The following is a 17,749-nucleotide window of genomic DNA, read 5'->3' as shown; positions in this document are numbered from 1 at the left end:
CGTGAACGAGAACTACTCCGTTCCCGCGGTCGCCCTCGTCGTCGTCGCGACCGTCCTGGTCGGCGCGTTCGGGCTGCGCATCTCCCGGACCACCTCCGACTTCTACGTCGCCTCGCGCACCGTCGGCCCCCGGCTCAACGCGGCCGCGATCAGCGGCGAATACCTCTCCGCCGCCTCCTTCCTGGGCATCGCCGGCCTGGTTCTCGTCCAGGGCCCCGACATGCTCTGGTACCCCGTCGGGTACACCGCCGGCTATCTCGTCCTGCTCCTCTTCGTCGCGGCTCCGCTGCGCCGCTCCGGCGCCTACACGCTGCCGGACTTCGCGGAGGCCCGGCTCGGCTCCCAGGCGGTCAGGAGGCTCGCCGGGGCCTTCGTCGTCGGTGTCGGCTGGCTCTATCTGCTGCCCCAACTACAGGGCGCGGGGCTGACGCTGGCGGTGCTGACCGACGCGCCCGACTGGTTCGGCGGGGTGCTCGTCGCCGTCGTCGTGGTGGCCACGGTCGCCGCCGGCGGCATGCGCAGCATCACCTTCGTCCAGGCCTTCCAGTACTGGCTCAAGCTCACCGCCCTCCTGGTCCCCGCGCTCTTCCTGATCCTCGCCTGGCAGTCCCACGGCACCCCCCGCGACGCCTTCGACGAACCCCCGACCTTCCGCGAGCGGCGCCTCGTCCAGGTCGACGCCACGCTCGACCTGAAGCTGTCCCGGCCGCTGACCGTCACCGCGACGGGCACCGTCGACGGCCGCCGGTACGAGGACACACGCGTCCGGCTCCCGCCGGGCTCCCACCACATCGAGCGCGGTACCCGGCTGACTTTCGCGCAGGGCGACCCGGTCCCGGCGGCCGACCGCGGCAGCAACGGCGCCATGTCGACATCGCTGGCCGCCGGACGGGAGGAACGCCCGCTGTACGCCACCTACGGGCTGATCCTCGCCACCTTCCTCGGCACCATGGGGCTGCCCCACGTCGTCGTCCGCTTCTACACCAGCCCGCACGGTGTCGCCGCCCGCCGCACCACCGTCGCCGTCCTCGGCCTGATCGGCGCCTTCTACCTCCTCCCGCCCGTCTACGGAGCGCTGGGCCGCCTGTACGCCCCCGAACTCAGCCTCACCGGCGACGCGGACGCCGCCGTACTCCTGCTGCCCGACCGGATGATCGGCGGAGTCGGCGCGGACCTCCTCGGGGCGCTCGTCGCGGGCGGCGCCTTCGCCGCGTTCCTGTCGACCGCGTCCGGACTGACCATGGCGGTCGCGGGCGTGCTCACCCAGGACGTGCTGCCCTCCCGCGGCGTACGGCACTTCCGGCTCGGCACCGTGCTGGCGATGGCCGTGCCGCTCGCCGCGAGCGTGCTGGTGGGCGGGCTGCCCGTCGCCGACGCGGTGGGGCTCGCGTTCGCCGTGTCCGCCTCCTCCTTCTGCCCGCTGCTGGTGCTGGGCATCTGGTGGCGGCGGCTCACCCCGCCGGGGGCGGCCGCCGGAATGCTCGTCGGCGGCGGTGCGGCACTCGTCGCCGTCGGCGCGACCATGGCCGGCTATCCGGGCACGGGGCCCTTGCACGCGCTGCTCGCCTGGCCTGCGCTCTGGTCGGTGCCGCTCGGCTTCGTGACCATGGTGCTGGTGTCCCTGGCCACCGCCACCCGGGTACCCCCCGGGACGGCGGCGATCCTGGCCCGCTTCCACCTCCCGGAGGAACTCACGGACGGCCAGATCCGCGCGGCCGTGAGCGGGACAGCGAGCGCGGCCGCGGGCGCGAAGGAGTCCGGTGCATGAGGGATTCGGCCAACGGGATACGAGGTGAGGGGTGTTCGCCGGGCGTGTGGCAGGGCGGCGGCCTCCGAGAGGGCTGCGCGGCTACGGCCACGGCTACGGCTGTGCGGGTGGGCCGGAGGCCGGGCCGCGGTGTGAGGGCCCCTGCGGGGGTGCGACAGGTCGGCGGTCGCCGAGGCGGTCGCATGGGCGCGGATTCGCGAGCGGGGGTGACCGGAGTGCGAGGTGAGTCTCTTGCCCGGGGCAGGGCGGGACCGACGGTGGTACGGGCGTGGCTCCGCGGCCGCGGTGGTGACCGACGCTCGCCGGGGCGGACGTTCGCGCGCGGTCTCGCGGGCGGGGCGGTGACCGGGTGAGTGGATTCCTCGCCGGGCTCTGTGTCGCCGTGCTCCCCTTGCTGACAGCCGGGTTCTGGCTCGGCAGGCGCACCGCGCGGCCCGAGAGCCTCGGCGGGCTCGGCACGCCGGTCGAGCACGCCACCTTCCAGACCCTGCACACCGCCTCGCTGGCCGCGCCCCCGCTCCGCGCGGGACTCACCGAGGAGACGGCCCGCCGGTCGGCCCGGCGGCTGCGCACCCTGCTCGGCACGGACGCGCTGTGCCTCACGGACCAGGAGACGGTCCTCGTCTGGGACGGTGTCGGGGCCCACCACCGCACCGAGATCATGGAACGGCTCGGTGCCCCGCTGGAAACCGGCCGGGGCGAGGCCTTCCGGCTGACCTGCGACGAGCCCGACTGTCCGCTGCGCTGGGCCGTCGTCGCACCGCTCACCGTCGACGAACGGGTGCACGGAGCGCTCGTCGCCTGCGCGCCCCGTGAGTCGGCCGTCCTCGTACGCGCCGCGGGCGAGGTCGCGCGCTGGGTCTCCGTCCAGTTGGAGCTCGCTGACCTCGATCAGTCACGGACCCGGCTGATCGAGGCCGAGATCAAGGCACTTCGCGCCCAGATATCCCCGCACTTCATCTTCAACTCGCTCGCCGTGATCGCCTCGTTCGTCCGCACCGACCCGGAGCGCGCCCGCGAACTCCTGCTGGAGTTCGCCGACTTCACCCGCTACTCGTTCCGCAGGCACGGCGACTTCACCACCCTCGCCGACGAACTCCACGCCATCGATCACTACTTGGCGCTCGTCCGGGCCCGCTTCGGCGAGCGGCTGTCCGTCACCCTGCAGATCGCGCCTGAGGTATTGCCGGTCGCGCTGCCCTTCCTCTGCCTTCAGCCCCTGGTGGAGAACGCCGTCAAACACGGCCTCGAGGGCAAGACCGACAAGAGCCACATCAGCATCACCGCGCGCGACGCGGGCGCCGAGGCACTGGTCGTCATCGAGGACAACGGCGCCGGCATGGACCCCGAACGGCTGCGCCGCATCCTGTCCGGAGAGGGCAGCCCCTCCGGGGGGATCGGGCTCTCCAACGTCGACGAACGGCTGCGCCAGGTGTACGGGGACGATCACGGCCTCGTCATCGAGACCGCGGTGGGGGCGGGAATGAAGATCACCGCCCGGCTCCCCAAATACCAGCCGGGCGTGCACTCGGCGGCACGCCGACCATGACCGGCGCGGACGGCGGTCCGGGGCCGGGGAGTGGCCGAGGCGGTGGGCCGGGGCCCTGCGGACTCCCGGCCGAGGCCGCGGGCGCGACCCCGGGAACTGCGCGGCCGGAGCGGTAGCGGGGCTCAGGCGCTGCGTGAGGCCACCATCCCCAACGTGATCAGGCCGAGTACGACCCAGCCGAACCACAGCCAGCCGTTACTGCCCAGCGCCACCGTGTAGGCCGTCACCATGACGAGCCCGCCCACGGTGAGCACCCCCATCGTCTTCGTCGTACCGGGCATCGCAACACCCTCCTCCAGGCGGGTCCGCGACGCGGGCCGTGGCCTTTGGGGCCATTTTCACCCGGAGGGACGAGGTTCGCCAGGGCCCCGGGGACTACTACGCTCCCTGCGGCGGTCGTTGGCCTTCCTCGATCGAGCAGATCACCAGGTAGTACGGCCGGGCCCACACACCCGTACTGCGCAGGCCATGACTCCAGTGCGTGGCGGAGTCGTAGCCGTAGCGCTCCGGTGGCGCGTCGACCGCGCACTGGTCGTTCGCCTGCTCCAGCGCGTCCGTCCCGGACCGGTACACGCTCAGGTGGGTGATCTCGACGACTTTTCCCTGATGCTCCTTGTCGCAGGCGACCAGCTCGAAGTGCGTACTGACCCGCGCCTCGCCGCTCACATGGCCCAGACAGTCGTCCCGCTGCATCTGCGTCGCGTCCGTGAACGTCATCCCGTAGGGACGGAGGTCCCCGAGCGGCCCGAACACCGGCCCGTGCCGGCCCGCGAGCAGGCAGGCGACGGTGCCGCCCGTGGCGGCGAAGCCCTCCCGGGTGGGCACGACGGCCATGCTCCCCACGTTCCAGGCGAGTTTGCGGGCCGTGCCCTTGGTCTTCTCCTCGCACCGGCGCGAGCCGTAGTGGTGGGCCGCCTCGAAGGAGGACGCCTTGATCACCGCCATGACCTGCGCGTCGGGGCTCTCGTCGTGGCAGCTGGCGTCCAGCCGCAGGCGTGGCACGGAGGCCGACTTCGAGAGGGACGGATCACCGTAGACACAGTCGCCCCGGTGGAGCGGTTCGGTGAGCCCGACCGCCTCGCCGTACGGCAGCGGTGGCGTCTGGTGCGCGCCCGCGTACCAGACCACCCCGGCCGCCAGGCCGAGCGCGAGCAGCCCCGCGGCCACGGCCTGCAGCGCGCGTCGCCGCTTTCGCCGTCGCCGCCCCGGGGGTCCGGGGACCGGGGCGGGCGGCGCCCCGTTCCAGGGCGGTCCGAAGCCCTGGCCGTACCCCGGCAGAGGCCCACCGGGCTCAGAACGGTCGAACCCGTGCCGCGGCGGCGGTGTGTACGAGTCATGGGCCCGGCCGGTGGGTGCGTACGGGCCGTGAGCATGGTTTGTGGGTGTGTACGAGCCGTGACCATGGCGCGTGGGTGTGTACGAGCCCGGCTCCTGGGCCCGGTTCCGGTCTCGCGCCGGGCCGGACACCCCTGGGGACCCGTCGGACGTGACGAGTCCCGACCACGGTGGCTGCGAGCCCGTGTCGAGACGGGTCGGCGGATGGGGCTGGGGGGTGAGGATCCGGGCCAGCGCCGACGCCGTGTCCTCCGCGGAGAGCCGCAGGGCCGGATCCTTGACCAGCAGCGCCTCGACGACCGGGCGCAGGGCACCGGCCCGCCGCGGTGGTGGGGCCTCTTCCAGAACCACGGCGGTGATCGCCTCGAGGTCGGTGTCCCGGTCGAACGGTCCGTGGCCCTCCACCCCGAAGTACAGGGTGCAGCCCAGCGAGAAGAGGTCGGCCGCGGTGGTCGGCGGACCGCCCGTGGCCCGCTCCGGAGCCAGATAGCCGGCGGTGCCCACCAGTACGGACGTCTGGGTCCAGCGGGTCTCCAGGGAGTCGGGCTGGACCGATATCCCGTAGTCGGTGAGGAGGATGCGGGCCGCCGGACTCCCGGTGCGGTCCGGGGCCAGCAGGATGTTGGCGGGCTTCACGTCCCGGTGCATGATCCCGCGCTCGTGTCCGGCGGTCAGGGCGTCAAGGACGGCGAGACCGACACGGGCACATGCGTCGGGGGCCAGCGGACCGCGCCGGGCGAGCCAGTCGCGCAGATCCTCGGCGCCCGCCACGTACTCCATCACGATCCATGGCAGACCCTCGTGCTCCAGGACGTCGTGGACCGTGACGACGTGCGGGTGTCCGCGCAGCACCGCCGCGTGCCGGGCCTCTGCGCGGGCCCGCGCCGTGCGGGACTCGTGCTCCGCGCCGCTCTCCGGGATGTCACGGAACCTGATCTCCTTGAGCGCGACGTCGCAGTCGAGCCGCTGGTCGTGCGCGAGCCACACATGACCCATCCCGCCCGATCCGACCCGGTCCACGAGCAGATACCGGCCGGCGATGATCCGGCCCACGCCGGACTGAGGTGCTCCCGTCATCAGGTCGCTCCCTCGTCGGGGGAGGACGGTCCGGCGGAGTCGCCGGCCCCACCGGAATCGGCCGAACCGGACTCACCGGCGCCGGTGTCGCCGGTCCCTGGGGTGGTGGGGCCGACGGGACCGGTGGTGGTCCGGCCGGTGGTGGTCGCTCCGGCGTCGGTTTCGCCCGCGGTGGCCGCGCCGCCGGTGTTGGTTTCGCCCGCGTTGGTCGCGCCGCCGGTGTTGGTTTCGCCCGCGGTGGCCGCGCCGCTGGTGCTGGTGCCTGTGCTGGTCTCACCTGTGATGCCGGCACCCGCACCGGCTTCGCCCGCACTCGTTCCGCCCGTGCCGCTCTCGCCCCCGGTGGAGGTGGGACCTGTGCTTGTCTCGCCCGCGCTGGTTTCGCCCGCGCTGGTCTGGCCTGTGGATCTCTCGCCCGCGGTGGTACCTGTCGTGGTCTCGCCCGCGCTCGTCTCGCCCGTGGTGGTACCTGTCGTGGCCCCCGTGGTGCTTTCACCCGGTCCCGTGCCGGACCCGTCCCGGCTCGGAGTCGGCCCACCGGTGTCCTTGGGTGTGTCCGGGGCCTCGACGTGGTCCGTGTCGGACACGACGAACAGCGTCACGGAGTCGCCCCACTCCAGCGTGCTGCCCTCGACAGGGCGGGAGGACGTGACCCGGACATCGTCCCGGGGCAGGGAGCCGCCGTCGTAGGCCAGGGCCAGTCCCGCCTGCGCCAGCCGTCCGCTCGCCTCGGCGAACGTCAGGCCCGTCACCCGCGGCACCGTCTTCTCCGCGTGCGGGTCGAAGGGTGTGTCGTCCTCGCCCGCCGTGCCGAGCGGGCGGGTGATCCCCCGGTCGGGGTTCTCGACGTCCACGAGCCGGAGCCGGTCGATCCGCGCTTTCCCCGGTGGCGGCTCGACGACGACGATCCGGTCCGGACGGTATCCGGACCATTTCCTGTTTCCGCCCTTGAACTGCACCGAGGTCTTTTCGATGTTCGCCTGGGACGGGCGCAGTGGATTACCGCAGGAGCACTTCACCGCGGGAAGCCCCTGACGGTCGACCAGAATGGCGATTCCGGTCTGGAGCAAGGCGTCGAATGGGACGGCCTTGCCGTGCGTGTACTCGTGATTCGTCACGAGGGTGTCGTGGCGGATCACCACGGGTGTGAGTCGATCGACATATCCGGGGATCTCGGCCGGCCGGATATTCAGCACGCGTGCCCATTCCCGCGCCTTGGCGGAGTTCTTGGGGGCGGTGAGGAATTTCTTGAGCTTCCCGACGGCGCAGGTGCCGGGCCGCGCCGAGCCGCCGAAGTCCGGGGCGGGCGCACCGGACCCGTCCGGTCGGGGTGTGCCGCCGCTCCCGCCCTGCCCGCCGGTGTCCTGGTGGCCGCCGGGTGTACCTCCGTACAACCCCGGGCTGTTGCTGGCCTGCACCCCGCCGATCGGCCGGGCCCGCTGTCCGTCGGTGGCGTCCCTGCCGAGTGCGCCGTCCTCCTGGAAGAAGGGATGGGCCTGGGAAACCCCTGCGGCCACGGCGCGTATGGCGAACAATTGATCGGATTTACTGCACCCGCTGATTACCAGTAAGGAAACCAGCAGTAGGGCCGTCCTGCGGGCCGCCGATAACCCGGCCCTTCGCATGGACACGTTGAATGTCATGACCGCTCCCCCTCGCGGTTTCCCCCTGGACCCCGCGAACCGGAGACCGGGCGCGGAGCTTCGTCTCCATGCTACTGAAGGGAAAAGCCTTTCAGGCAAGCGCGAATGACGCGGTTGAATCAGTTGCCGCGTGCGTTGAGGGAGGCCAGATAGGCGTTGTAGGCCTCGAGTTCCTTGTCGCCGTCGCGGTCCGCGGCCCGGTCCTGGCGCTTGGCCTGCCGCTGCTCGGAGCCGTACCACTGGAAGAGCAGCGCGAGCAGGACGAGGACCGAGGGGATCTCACTGAACGCCCAGGCGATGCCGCCCGCGGCGGTCTGGTCGGCGAGCGCGTCGATGCCGAGGGAGGCCGACGGATTCTTGTACGCCTCCACCATCGGCTCCGAGGCCATCATCAGCGCGATGCCGAAGAACGCGTGGAACGGCATGCCCGCGAACAGCTCCAGCATCCGCATCAGGTAACCCGGGCGGTGCGGGCCCGGGTCCACGCCCATGATCGGCCAGAAGAAGACCAGCCCGACGGCGAGGAAGTGGCACATCATCACGATGTGACCGGCCGTGGAGCCCATCAGGAAGTCGAAGATGGGGGAGAAGTACAGCGCGTACAGGCTCGCGATGAACATCGGGATGGTGAACGCGGGGTGCGTGACGATCCGCATGTACCGGCTGTGCAGGAACATCAGCAGCAGCTCGCGCGGCCCCTTGTTGCCCCGCTTCGCCGCGACCGGCAGTGCCCGCAGCGCCAGCGTGATCGGCGCCCCGAGCAGGATCAGGATCGGCGACAGCATGCTGATCACCATGTGCTGCACCATGTGCACGCTGAACATGACCATGCCGTAGTCGTTCAGCCGGGTGCACATGACGAGCATCACGGTCAGCACGCCGATGACGAAGGAGGCCGTACGGCCCCACGACCACGCGTCGCCGCGCCGTGCGAGTCGCGCGACACCCCAGCCGTACAGCCCGAGCCCGAGCAGGCACGCGACGAGGAAGAACGGGTCCGCGGACCACACGAGCCCCCGCCCCAGCGTGAACGGCGGCAGATCCATGGTCATGCCGTGCCCGCTGTGATCCATCCGCCGGCTCCTGTTTCTGGGGTACCTCCCACGCCCTTTTAAGGCACTGGGGGAGGGTTGTGTGCTGTCTGTCCGCACCAGAGTAGAACCGCCCCCGGCCGCTGCTGCGACCGGGGGCGGTTCGGGCTACCTGCGTCTCAGAGCACGCACTCCGCCTCGGCGTACCGCTCGTCCGGAACCGTCTTCAGGGTCTCGACCGCCTCCGCGAGCGACACCATCACGATGTCCGTCCCGCGCAGTGCGGTCATCTTCCCGAACTCCCCCCGGTGCACGGCCTCCACGGCGTGCCACCCGAACCGGGTCGCGAGCACACGGTCGTAGGCCGTCGGCGTACCGCCGCGCTGCACGTGCCCGAGGATGACCGGCCGGGCCTCCTTGCCGAGGCGCTCCTCCAGCTCGATGGAGAGCTGCCGGGCGATGCCCGCGAAGCGCTCGTGGCCGTAGATGTCCTTGCCGCCCTCGTCGTACTCCATCGAGCCCTCGCGGGGCTTCGCGCCCTCGGCGGCGACCACGATGGCGAACCGCTTGCCCGCCTCGAAGCGCTCGCCGACCCGCGCGGCCAGCTCCTCGATGTCGAAGGGGCGCTCCGGTACGACGATGGCGTGGGCGCCCGCGGCCATGCCGGAGTGCAGCGCGATCCAGCCGGTGTGGCGGCCCATGACCTCGACGATCAGCACACGCTGGTGGGACTCGGCGGTGGTCTTCAGCCGGTCGAGGGCCTCGGTGGCGACACCGACGGCCGTGTCGAAGCCGAAGGTGACGTCCGTGACCGCGATGTCGTTGTCGATGGTCTTCGGCACGCCGACGATCGGCAGGCCGCCGTCCGACAGCAGGCGGGCCGCCTTCAGCGTGCCCTCTCCGCCGATCGGGATGATCGCGTCGAGCCCGAGGTCCGCGACGTGGCCCTTGGCCCGCTCCACGCCGTCACGCAGATGCGCGGGCTGGACCCGGGAGGAGCCGAGCATGGTGCCGCCGCGAGCCAGGATTCCGCTCACCGCGTCGAGGTCGAGCTTGAGGTAGTCGCACTCCAGGAGACCCTTCCAGCCGTCCCGGAAGCCGATGACCTCGTCGCCGTGGTCGACGACGGCGCGGTGTACGACCGACCGGATGACGGCGTTCAGGCCGGGGCAGTCGCCGCCGGACGTGAGGACACCAATGCGCATAGCCCGAAATACCTTCTCAACGTGGTCCGGGGACCGGACCACGTTGTCCGGCGAGGATCCCGGCCACCCTACCGGCGGGAGGGGGCCCGGCCGTACCGTGCGTCCGCCTGCTGGACGCACCCGCTCACCTGTGCGGATGCGCTGTCAGACGGGCTCCGGAAGGGGCTGCGCGGAACCCCCCTCGAGCGGAAACGGTCCTCCCGGGAAACGCTGAGAGGTCCTCCCGGGAAACGGAGAGGTCCTCCCGGGAAACGGAGAGGTCCTCCCGGGAAACGGAGAGGTCCTCCCGGGAAACGCGAGGAGGTCCTCCGGGGAAGCGCGGAGAGGTCTTCCCCGGGAAACGCGAAGAGGAACCGTTCCTCCTTGAGGAACGGTTCCTCCGGCCCGCCGGGCGGGCGGGTGCTACGCGGGCTGCTGGGCGGACGCGATGCGCTCCGTGCGCAGCGCCTCGTACCAGCGGTCGTCGATCGGCGGCAGCGCGTTGACGTCGAGGGCCAGCTTCAGCAGCAGGTCCGCGATCTGCGGATTGCGGGCGAGGACGGGCCCGTGCATGTATGTACCGAACACGGTGTCGTTGTACGCGCCCTCGGTGCCGTCACCCGTGCCGTTGCCCTTGCCGAGCCGCACGTTCGCGAACGGGCGGGCGGTGGGCCCGAGGTGGGTCACGCCCTGGTGGTTCTCGAAGCCGGTCAGCTGGGGCAGACCGAGCCGCGGGTCGATGTCCGCGAGGACGTCGCCGACGCACCGCTCGCCCTCGCCACGCGTGGAGACCACGTCGAGCAGGCCGAGGCCCGGCTCGCGCTGGCCGAGGTCGTTGATGAACTCGTGCCCGAGGATCTGGTAGCCGGCGCAGACGGAGAAGACGATCGCGCCGTTGCCGACCGCGCGGTGCAGACCGCCGTCGCGGCGCAGCCGCTCCGCGGCGAGCCGCTGGGGCCGGTCCTCGCCGCCCCCGATGAGGTAGATGTCGCCGGAGGTGGGGATCGGCTGGTCGCTGCGCACGTCCACGCGGGCCACGTCGAGGCCGCGCTGACGGGCCCGGCGCTCCACGACGAGGGCGTTGCCCTGGTCGCCGTAGGTGCTCAGCAGGTCCGGATAGATCCACACCAGACGCAGGCTGTTGTCACTCATTCTCTTCGTCCTCCGTGGCTCAGTTGCCGACACGACGCCTCAAGTCCTGGAACGCGGTGTAATTCGCGATGACCTCGATGCGTCCGGGCGGTGCCAGCTGCACGGCCTGGTCGAGGGTCTCGCAGACCTGGAACTGCTGGTTGGCGACTTCGAGGCGCACGGCGAGGTCCAGCTTGCGGTCGCCGAGAACGAAGATCGGGTGCCCGGTCAGGCGGGTGTAGTCGACGTCCCACAGCCAGGAGGTGTCGGTGCCGTCGGCGCCGCGCGCGTTCACCGACAGGATGACCGGGGTCGGCGGCGGGTCGATCAGGGAGAAGGTCTCCAGCCAGCCGGCGGGGTTCTTGGCGAGCAGCAGACGCAGGTCGCGCTGCATGAACTGCACCACGTCGTAGCGTCCGGCCACGGCCTGCACCTGGTACATGCGCTCCAGGGCGACCTGCGGCGGCACCCCGAAGACGGCGGCCACGGCCGCCGACGAGGCGGCGTTCGCCTTGTTGGCGCGGCCCGGCAGCTGGAGGTGGATCGGCCAGGCGGAACCGTGCGGGTCGAGGACGTGGTCCCCGGACAGGGCCCAGGTCGGCGTCGGACGGCGGAAGCCGCAGTCGCCGCAGAACCAGTCGTCGCCGGGGCGCTGCATCACACCGCCGCAGGACGGGCAGGACCAGGCGTCGTCCTTCCACATCTGACCGGCCGCCACCCACATGACGTTCGGCGAGGAGGACGCGGCCCAGACCACCAGCGGGTCGTCCGCGTTGGCGACGACGACGGCCTTGGAACCGGCCAGCCCCTCACGCCAGTGCTCGGCCATCATCCGCGTCTCGGCGGCCCGGTCGAGCTGGTCGCGGGAGAGGTTCAGCAGCGCGATGCACTTCGGGTCGGTGTCACGTGCGACACCGGCGAGGTACTTCTCGTCGACCTCGATGACCGCGAACTTGGCGTCCGACCCCCCGGCGAGCGCCGAGGTGATGCCCGCGGGCATGTTGGCGCCGAGCGCGTTGGACACGACCGGGCCCGCGGCGCCGAGCGCCTCCGCGATCAGCCGGGTGGTCGTGGTCTTGCCGTTGGTCGCCGACACCAGGATCACGTCCAGGTGTGTGGCCAGCCTCGCCAGCAGGTCGGGGTCGAGCTTGAGCGCCACCCGGCCGCCGATCACCGATCCGCTGCCGCGTCCGGCGGCTCGCGAGACGGCTGCCGCCGCCTTGCCCGCCGTCACGGCCAGCTTGGCCCGCGGCGACAGCGGGTCCGAGTTGCCTGACATCGTTTCTCGATCCTCCTTGCGTACGCGCCGCGCCCCTGCCCCCGGCACCGTTGGGGGCTCAGCCTATCGAGATCCACTCACGGGCCCGAATCGCGGCACCACCTCGGTGCCGGCGCGACATGCGCGCGCCTCCCAGGACCGTACCCTTGCCGCCATGCGACACGGTTCCATCCCGGGCACCCACGGGCGCGTCCGGCCCCTCACCCTGCTCGGCGACCCCGTCCTGCGCACGGCCTGCGCGGACGTCACCGACTTCGGCCCTCAACTCGCCGAGCTCGTCGAGGACATGTTCGCGACGATGTACGCGGCCGAGGGCGTCGGCCTCGCCGCGAACCAGGTCGGCGTCGGGCTCAGGGTCTTCGTGTACGACTGCCCGGACGACGATGATGTCCGCCATGTCGGACATGTGGTGAATCCGCGTCTCGTCGAGGCGGACGGTGTGGTCCTGCGCGGACCGGAAGGCTGTCTCTCGCTGCCCGGTCTGGAGGCCGGTACGGAGCGGTACGACCACGCGGTCGTCGAGGGCCGCACGGTCACCGGCGAGCCGCTGACCGTGCACGGCACCGGCTGGTTCGCCCGGTGCCTCCAGCACGAGTGCGATCACCTCGACGGCGGGGTGTACGCGGACCGCCTCACCGGGTGGCGTCGGCGGCGGCTGCTGCGCCAGGTGGCACGGGCTTCCTGGAACGGCTGAGAACAGTCTTGTGCCGTGGGCCGTGTCCGGCGCGCGGCGGCCTGTCCCGTGGGCCGTGTCCCGCCCCCGCGGGCGGTGCCACGTGCCCCTGACGGGGTGTCCGCCTGAGTCCGGGTCAGAATCCCGGTCCGCCGACGCGGTCGCCCGCCGCCGCGAGGCGGCCCCACAGCAGGTCGGCCAGGCTTCGCACCAACTCGGCTCGTGTGCACGGCCGTTCGCCGAGCCACCAGTCCCCGGCGGCGTGCATCATGCCGACGATCCCGTGGCCCCAGACCCGCGCCAACTGCTGGCTGCCCGGACCGAGATCCACCCGCTCCTCGATGACCTCGGCCAGTTCCTCGCCCATGCGGCGCAGCACCGGCGCGGAGTACTTGCCCACGTCGAAGCCGGGGTCGCCCGGCTGGCCGCCCTCCGCCGGATGCATCAGGAACCGGTAGACCTGCGGGCGGGCCTCGATGGCGGCCAAATACGTATCGAGCGTCGCTTCGACGCGCTCACGGCGCTCGGCCGGGGCGTCCAGTGCCGCCCGCAGCGCTCCGAGGAGTGCGTCAGTGTGCCGCTTGGCGAGGGCGGCGTAGAGCCCGCCCTTGTCGCCGAAGTGGCGGTAAAGGATCGGCTTCGTGATACCCGCCTCGGCGGCGATGGCGTTCATGGAGGCCCCGGGGCCGTCGCGGAGCACCACTCTGTCGGCGGCTTCCAGCAGCTCGCGCCGGCGGCGGTCGGCGGACCTCTGCTGATCGGTCCGCTGTGTGGTGTCCATGTGCTCTCCCCACCCGTGGTGATTCGGTGACGCCTGCGCAAACTAACACTGATCGCCGTATGGGTATCGAACGGGCTGCCGAGCGGAGCTCGGGAGTTGACTTTTTCTACTAGCCGGTAACACACTCCAGTTACCGCAAGTAACAGTTTAGTGCAGCGCTGGAGGGGACATGGCCGAGTTCACCATGGAGCTCAACGACGAACAGAAGGAGGTCCGGGACTGGCTGCACGGCTTCGCCGCCGATGTCATCCGCCCCGCGGCCGCCGAATGGGACGAGCGCGAAGAGACTCCCTGGCCGGTCATCCAGGAAGCCGCGAAGGTCGGCATCTACTCCCTGGACTTCTATGCCCAGCAGTACTTCGACCCCACCGGTCTCGGTATCCCGATGGCCATGGAGGAGCTGTTCTGGGGCGACGCGGGCATCGCACTCTCCATCGTCGGCACCGGCCTCGCGGCCGTGGGCGTCCTCGCCAACGGCACCGAGGAGCAGATCGGCACCTGGATCCCGCAGATGTACGGCGATGCCAACGATGTCAAGGTCGCCGCCTTCTGCTCCTCCGAGCCGGACGCCGGCTCCGACGTCGCCTCCATGCGCACGCGTGCCGTCTACGACGAGGCCAAGGACGAGTGGGTCCTCAACGGCACGAAGACCTGGGCGACCAACGGCGGCATCGCCAATGTCCACGTCGTCGTCGCGGTCGTCGACGCGGACCTCGGCTCCAAGGGCCACGCCTCCTTCATCGTGCCGCCGAACACGCCCGGACTGTCCCAGGGCCAGAAGTTCAAGAAGCACGGCATCCGCGCCTCGCACACCGCCGAGGTCGTCCTGGAGAACGTCCGTATCCCCGGCTCCTGCCTGCTCGGCGGCAAGGAGAAGCTCGACGAGCGCCTGGCCCGAGCCCGTGAGCGCGTCAGGGCGGGGGGCGGCGAGCGGGTGAAGAACGCCGCGATGGCGACGTTCGAGGCGTCCCGTCCGGCCGTCGGCGCCATGGCGGTGGGCACCGCACGGGCCGCGTACGAGGTCGCCCTCGACTACGCGAAGACGCGTGAGCAGTTCGGCCGCCCGATCATCGACAACCAGGGTGTCGCCTTCCAGCTCGCCGACATGCGCACCTCGATCGACGCCGCGCGGCTGCTGGTGTGGCGGGCGTCCTGGATGGCGGTCAACGGCAAGCAGTTCACGGCGGCCGAGGGATCGATGTCGAAGCTGTTCGCCAGCGAGACGGCGAAGAAGGTCACAGGTCAGGCGATCCAGATCCTCGGCGGCAACGGCTACACGCGGGAGTACCCGGTGGAGCGAATGCACCGTGACGCCGCCATTTATACGATCTTCGAAGGCACCAGCGAGATCCAGCGGCTGGTGATCGCCCGGACGCTGTCCGGGATGCCGATCCGGTAGAGGGTCCGCGCGGGCGGGGCGGTCGCGGCCCCTCGCGCGTTCCCCGCAGCCCCGCGCCCGTCACCGGGCGCCGCGGGGATCGCGGGCACCGCGGGGATCGCGGGGATCGCGGGCACCGTGGGGATCGCGGGGGTCCCGGCGTCGGGGGGAGTTCGCACGCGCGGCCCGAAGGTGAGCGGTCCGGCTCGCCTCCGGGGCGACGATCACCGGCCGGACCTACGGCATCGCGCCGGACCGCGCTCGACCGGGGGCACCTGGTCCCGGCATGGCACCCTGGTCGAAGGGGCTCGGAGTCAGCCGGACCGAAGGAGCACGCGATGACGCCGACGGCCAGGGAACTGCTGGAGAGCACCACCGCGAAACTCGCCCCGGATCCCCATGCCAACCGGCTGCTGCCCGTGATCGCCCGGGGCGCCGCCCAGCGCACCACGCTCGCGGCCCTCGCCCTCGAACAGCGTCATGTGATCGCCGCGGACCACCGCGCGTTCCTGCATCTGGCCGAACGGTCGGTGATCGGCACCGGGACGTCCGCCGCCGACCCCGCGTGCGGGGCCTTCTTCGAGATGCTCGCGGAGGGTGAGGCGCTGGCCCAGGACCGGCTCGCCGCGTTCGCCGACGCCGTGGGGGCCGACGCATCGCGGGCGGCCGCCTACGAACCGCTCGCCGACTGCCAGGCCTATCCCGCGTACGTCGCCTGGCTCGCCCTGAACGGGGAGCCGGCCGACGTGGTCCTGGCCCTCGGCGCCAACTTCGCGGCGTGGGGTGGCTATTGCGAGACGATCGCCGAAGCCCTGCGCCACCACTACGGCTTCGGCGACGAGGCCTGCGGCTTCTTCGACTTCTTCGCCGCGCCCGCCCCCGAGCTGGAGCGCAGGGCACTGGGCGCCGTACAGGCCGGGCTCGACGCCGGACGGGTCTCGCTGGACGACGTCCATCGCTACGGACGGCTGCTCCAGGCCTATGAGACGAAGTTCTGGCACGCCCTGTGGGAGCTGGACCAGCGGGTCGCCTGACGCGGCCCTGCGAGGCGTCAGGAGCGGGTCCCGCGGGGTGCCGGGCGTGGGTCCCGCGGGGTGCCGGGCGGCCGCCGACCAGCGGGCCGCCCATCGCCCGCACGGGCCCGAGCCCGCCATCGAGCCCGTCGCTCAGCCGCCGCTCGTCCCGCTGCTGTGCGCGATGCAGGCGACGTCGATCCGGTCGGCCAGCTTGGCCAGTTCGATCGTGAGCGCGGCCACCGTGTCCTCGTCGAGGCCGTCCTGGCCGGCCTCCACCAGATGCAGCCAGCGGCCGCCCACCGTGCGGAGCAGCTTGCTGACGTCGGCGGCCGACACCTGCAACGTGCCGCGGTCGTCGACGATCAGAGGGAGGGTCACTTCGCGGTTCACAGGGGGGATCGTAACTGCGGAACGCTCACGCTCCGTGCCATACGGTGGTGATGTTGCAGAACTCTCGGATTCCGTGCCCCGACAGCTCACGCCCGTAGCCCGACCGCTTCTCCCCGCCGAAGGGGAACGCGGGGTGCGAGGCCGTCATTCCGTTGAAGAACACCCCGCCCGCGTCCAGATCGCGGACGAACCGCTCCACCTCGGCCTCGTCGCGCGTCCACACGTTCGAGCTGAGCCCGAACGGGGTGTCGTTGGCGATGGCGACCGCCTCGTCGAGGTCGGCGGCCCGGTACAGCGTGGCGACCGGCCCGAAGGTCTCCTCCTGGTGGACGCGCATCTCGGGCGTGATGTCGGTGAGCACCGTCGGCGCGTAGTACCAGCCGTCGCCGAACCCGTCGGGGCGTTCACCGCCGCACAGCACCGTCGCGCCGTTCTCCACCGCGTCGTCGACGAGTTCCTCCAGGTCGGCGCGGCCCTGCTCGGTGGAGAGCGGCCCGATGTCGGTGTCCTCCTCGAGCGGGTCGCCGACCTTCAGGGCCCGCATGCCCGCCGCGAACCGCTCCGCGAAGGCGTCGAACACGTCGGTGTGCACGATGAACCGCTTGGCGGCGATGCACGACTGACCGTTGTTCTGCGCACGCGCCGTCACGGCGATCTTCGCGGCGCGCTCGACGTCGGCGGACGGCATCACGACGTACGGGTCGCTGCCGCCCAGTTCCAGGACCGTCTTCTTCACCTCGTCCCCGGCGACCGAGGCGACCGCCCGGCCGGCCGGTTCGCTGCCGGTGAGGGTGGCCGCCTTGACGCGCGGGTCGCGCAGGATGCCCTCGACCGCCGCCGAGCCGATCAGCAGCGTCTGGAAGCAGCCCTCGGGGAAGCCCCCCCGACGGAACAGGTCCTCCAGGTAGAGGGCGGTCTGCGGCACGTTCGAAGCGTGCTTGAGCAGGCCCACATTGCCCGCCATCAGCGCGGGCGCGGCGAACCGGACCACCTGCCAGAGCGGGAAGTTCCACGGCATCACGGCGAGCACGGGTCCGATCGGCCGGTAGCGCACGAGGACCCGGGAGGCGCCGGAGTCCGCGGCGTCGGCGGGGGCGGCCAGTTCGTCGGCGAGCAGGTCCTCGGCGTGGTCGGCGTACCAGCGCATGGCCTTGGCGCACTTGGCGGCCTCCGCCCGGGCCTGCTTCACCGGCTTGCCCATCTCGGTGGTCATCACCCGCCCGATGTCCTCGAGGTCCTCGTCCAGGAGGCCGGCCGCGCGGTGCATGAGCCGGGCCCGCTCGGCGAACGAGGTGGTGCGATACGTACGGAACGCGGACTCGGCGGCAGCGAGCCTGCGCTCGATCTCCTCGGCGCCGAGCGCGTCGTACGTCTTGAGCGTCTCGCCGTTCGCCGGGTTCACCGTCGCGATGGGCATGGCCGACCTCCTGAAAGCGGGCTGTTCCTCGACCCTCCCGCGCGGCGCGGTGCGGCGCAACGCGGAGGGCGCATCGGGGAGCCGGTGCACGTGGCCG

15 protein-coding genes are annotated in these 17,749 nt (G+C 71.7%); 5 read left to right on the top strand and 10 right to left on the bottom strand.

Features of this window, described 5'->3' with window-relative positions:
- The first annotated feature begins 1 nt into the window (after window position 1).
- Both OG788_RS08910 and OG788_RS08905 read left to right on the top strand, forming a co-directional pair.
- Entirely contained in the window at window positions 2-1,768 is a 1,767-nt protein-coding gene (locus OG788_RS08910; protein WP_351535048.1) for a cation acetate symporter, read from the top strand.
- Window positions 1,769-2,117: 349 nt separating this feature from the next.
- Window positions 2,118-3,317, top strand: coding sequence for a sensor histidine kinase (locus OG788_RS08905; protein WP_406369982.1), 1,200 nt, complete (start codon window positions 2,118-2,120; stop codon window positions 3,315-3,317).
- A gap of 122 nt (window positions 3,318-3,439) precedes the next feature.
- On the opposite strand, the gene OG788_RS08900 is transcribed toward OG788_RS08905, so the two are convergent.
- The 7 genes from OG788_RS08900 to OG788_RS08870 all read right to left on the bottom strand — a co-directional run bounded on the left by OG788_RS08900 (window position 3,440) and on the right by OG788_RS08870 (window position 11,997).
- On the bottom strand, window positions 3,440-3,598 hold the full coding sequence (locus tag OG788_RS08900; RefSeq protein ID WP_351535053.1) for a hypothetical protein: 159 nt from the start codon (window positions 3,596-3,598) through the stop codon (window positions 3,440-3,442).
- A gap of 97 nt (window positions 3,599-3,695) precedes the next feature.
- Complete coding sequence (locus tag OG788_RS08895; RefSeq protein WP_406369981.1) at window positions 3,696-5,729, bottom strand: serine/threonine-protein kinase; 2,034 nt, start codon at window positions 5,727-5,729, stop codon at window positions 3,696-3,698.
- Entirely contained in the window at window positions 5,729-7,246 is a 1,518-nt protein-coding gene (locus tag OG788_RS08890; RefSeq protein WP_406369979.1) for a DUF6777 domain-containing protein, read from the bottom strand. The genes OG788_RS08895 and OG788_RS08890 overlap by 1 nt, the downstream gene beginning before the upstream one ends.
- Window positions 7,247-7,491: 245 nt before the next feature.
- Window positions 7,492-8,445, bottom strand: coding sequence for a cytochrome c oxidase assembly protein (locus OG788_RS08885; RefSeq protein WP_406369977.1), 954 nt, complete (start codon window positions 8,443-8,445; stop codon window positions 7,492-7,494).
- Window positions 8,446-8,582: 137 nt separating this feature from the next.
- Window positions 8,583-9,608 carry a 6-phosphofructokinase gene (locus tag OG788_RS08880; RefSeq protein WP_266756011.1) on the bottom strand — a complete coding sequence of 342 codons (1,026 nt, stop codon included), beginning with the start codon at window positions 9,606-9,608 and terminating at the stop codon, window positions 8,583-8,585.
- Between the two features lie 402 nt (window positions 9,609-10,010).
- Complete coding sequence (locus OG788_RS08875; protein WP_266756009.1) at window positions 10,011-10,739, bottom strand: type 1 glutamine amidotransferase; 729 nt, start codon at window positions 10,737-10,739, stop codon at window positions 10,011-10,013.
- 19 nt (window positions 10,740-10,758) lie between these two features.
- A complete protein-coding gene (locus OG788_RS08870) occupies window positions 10,759-11,997 on the bottom strand; it encodes a MurT ligase domain-containing protein (RefSeq protein WP_406369975.1) in 1,239 nt (412 codons plus the stop codon).
- 154 nt (window positions 11,998-12,151) lie between these two features.
- On the opposite strand from OG788_RS08870, the gene def reads away from it, so the two are divergent.
- Window positions 12,152-12,691, top strand: coding sequence for a peptide deformylase (gene def / locus OG788_RS08865; RefSeq protein ID WP_406369974.1), 540 nt, complete (start codon window positions 12,152-12,154; stop codon window positions 12,689-12,691).
- A gap of 115 nt (window positions 12,692-12,806) precedes the next feature.
- Here the strand turns inward: def and OG788_RS08860 are convergent, their stop codons facing one another.
- Window positions 12,807-13,451, bottom strand: a complete 645-nt coding sequence (locus OG788_RS08860) for a TetR family transcriptional regulator (protein ID WP_266756003.1) — start codon at window positions 13,449-13,451, stop codon at window positions 12,807-12,809.
- 169 nt (window positions 13,452-13,620) lie between these two features.
- Between OG788_RS08860 and OG788_RS08855 the strand changes: the two genes are divergently transcribed.
- The gene (locus OG788_RS08855; protein ID WP_351535070.1) at window positions 13,621-14,850 is read left to right on the top strand and encodes an acyl-CoA dehydrogenase family protein; all 1,230 of its coding nucleotides are present in this window, start codon (window positions 13,621-13,623) and stop codon (window positions 14,848-14,850) included.
- Between the two features lie 317 nt (window positions 14,851-15,167).
- Complete coding sequence (locus tag OG788_RS08850) at window positions 15,168-15,863, top strand: transcriptional regulator (RefSeq protein WP_406369972.1); 696 nt, start codon at window positions 15,168-15,170, stop codon at window positions 15,861-15,863.
- 132 nt (window positions 15,864-15,995) lie between these two features.
- Here OG788_RS08850 and OG788_RS08845 read toward each other — a convergent pair whose 3' ends face one another.
- Complete coding sequence (locus OG788_RS08845; protein ID WP_266755997.1) at window positions 15,996-16,235, bottom strand: DUF6213 family protein; 240 nt, start codon at window positions 16,233-16,235, stop codon at window positions 15,996-15,998.
- Between the two features lie 25 nt (window positions 16,236-16,260).
- Complete coding sequence (locus tag OG788_RS08840; protein ID WP_406369970.1) at window positions 16,261-17,652, bottom strand: NADP-dependent succinic semialdehyde dehydrogenase; 1,392 nt, start codon at window positions 17,650-17,652, stop codon at window positions 16,261-16,263.
- Window positions 17,653-17,749 lie beyond the last annotated feature (97 nt).

The organism is Streptomyces sp. NBC_00647, assembly GCF_045207245.1.
GTDB lineage: Bacteria > Actinomycetota > Actinomycetes > Streptomycetales > Streptomycetaceae > Streptomyces.
Note: the sequence above shows the minus strand (reverse complement) of the source record. Positions and strands in the feature narration are given on the sequence as shown.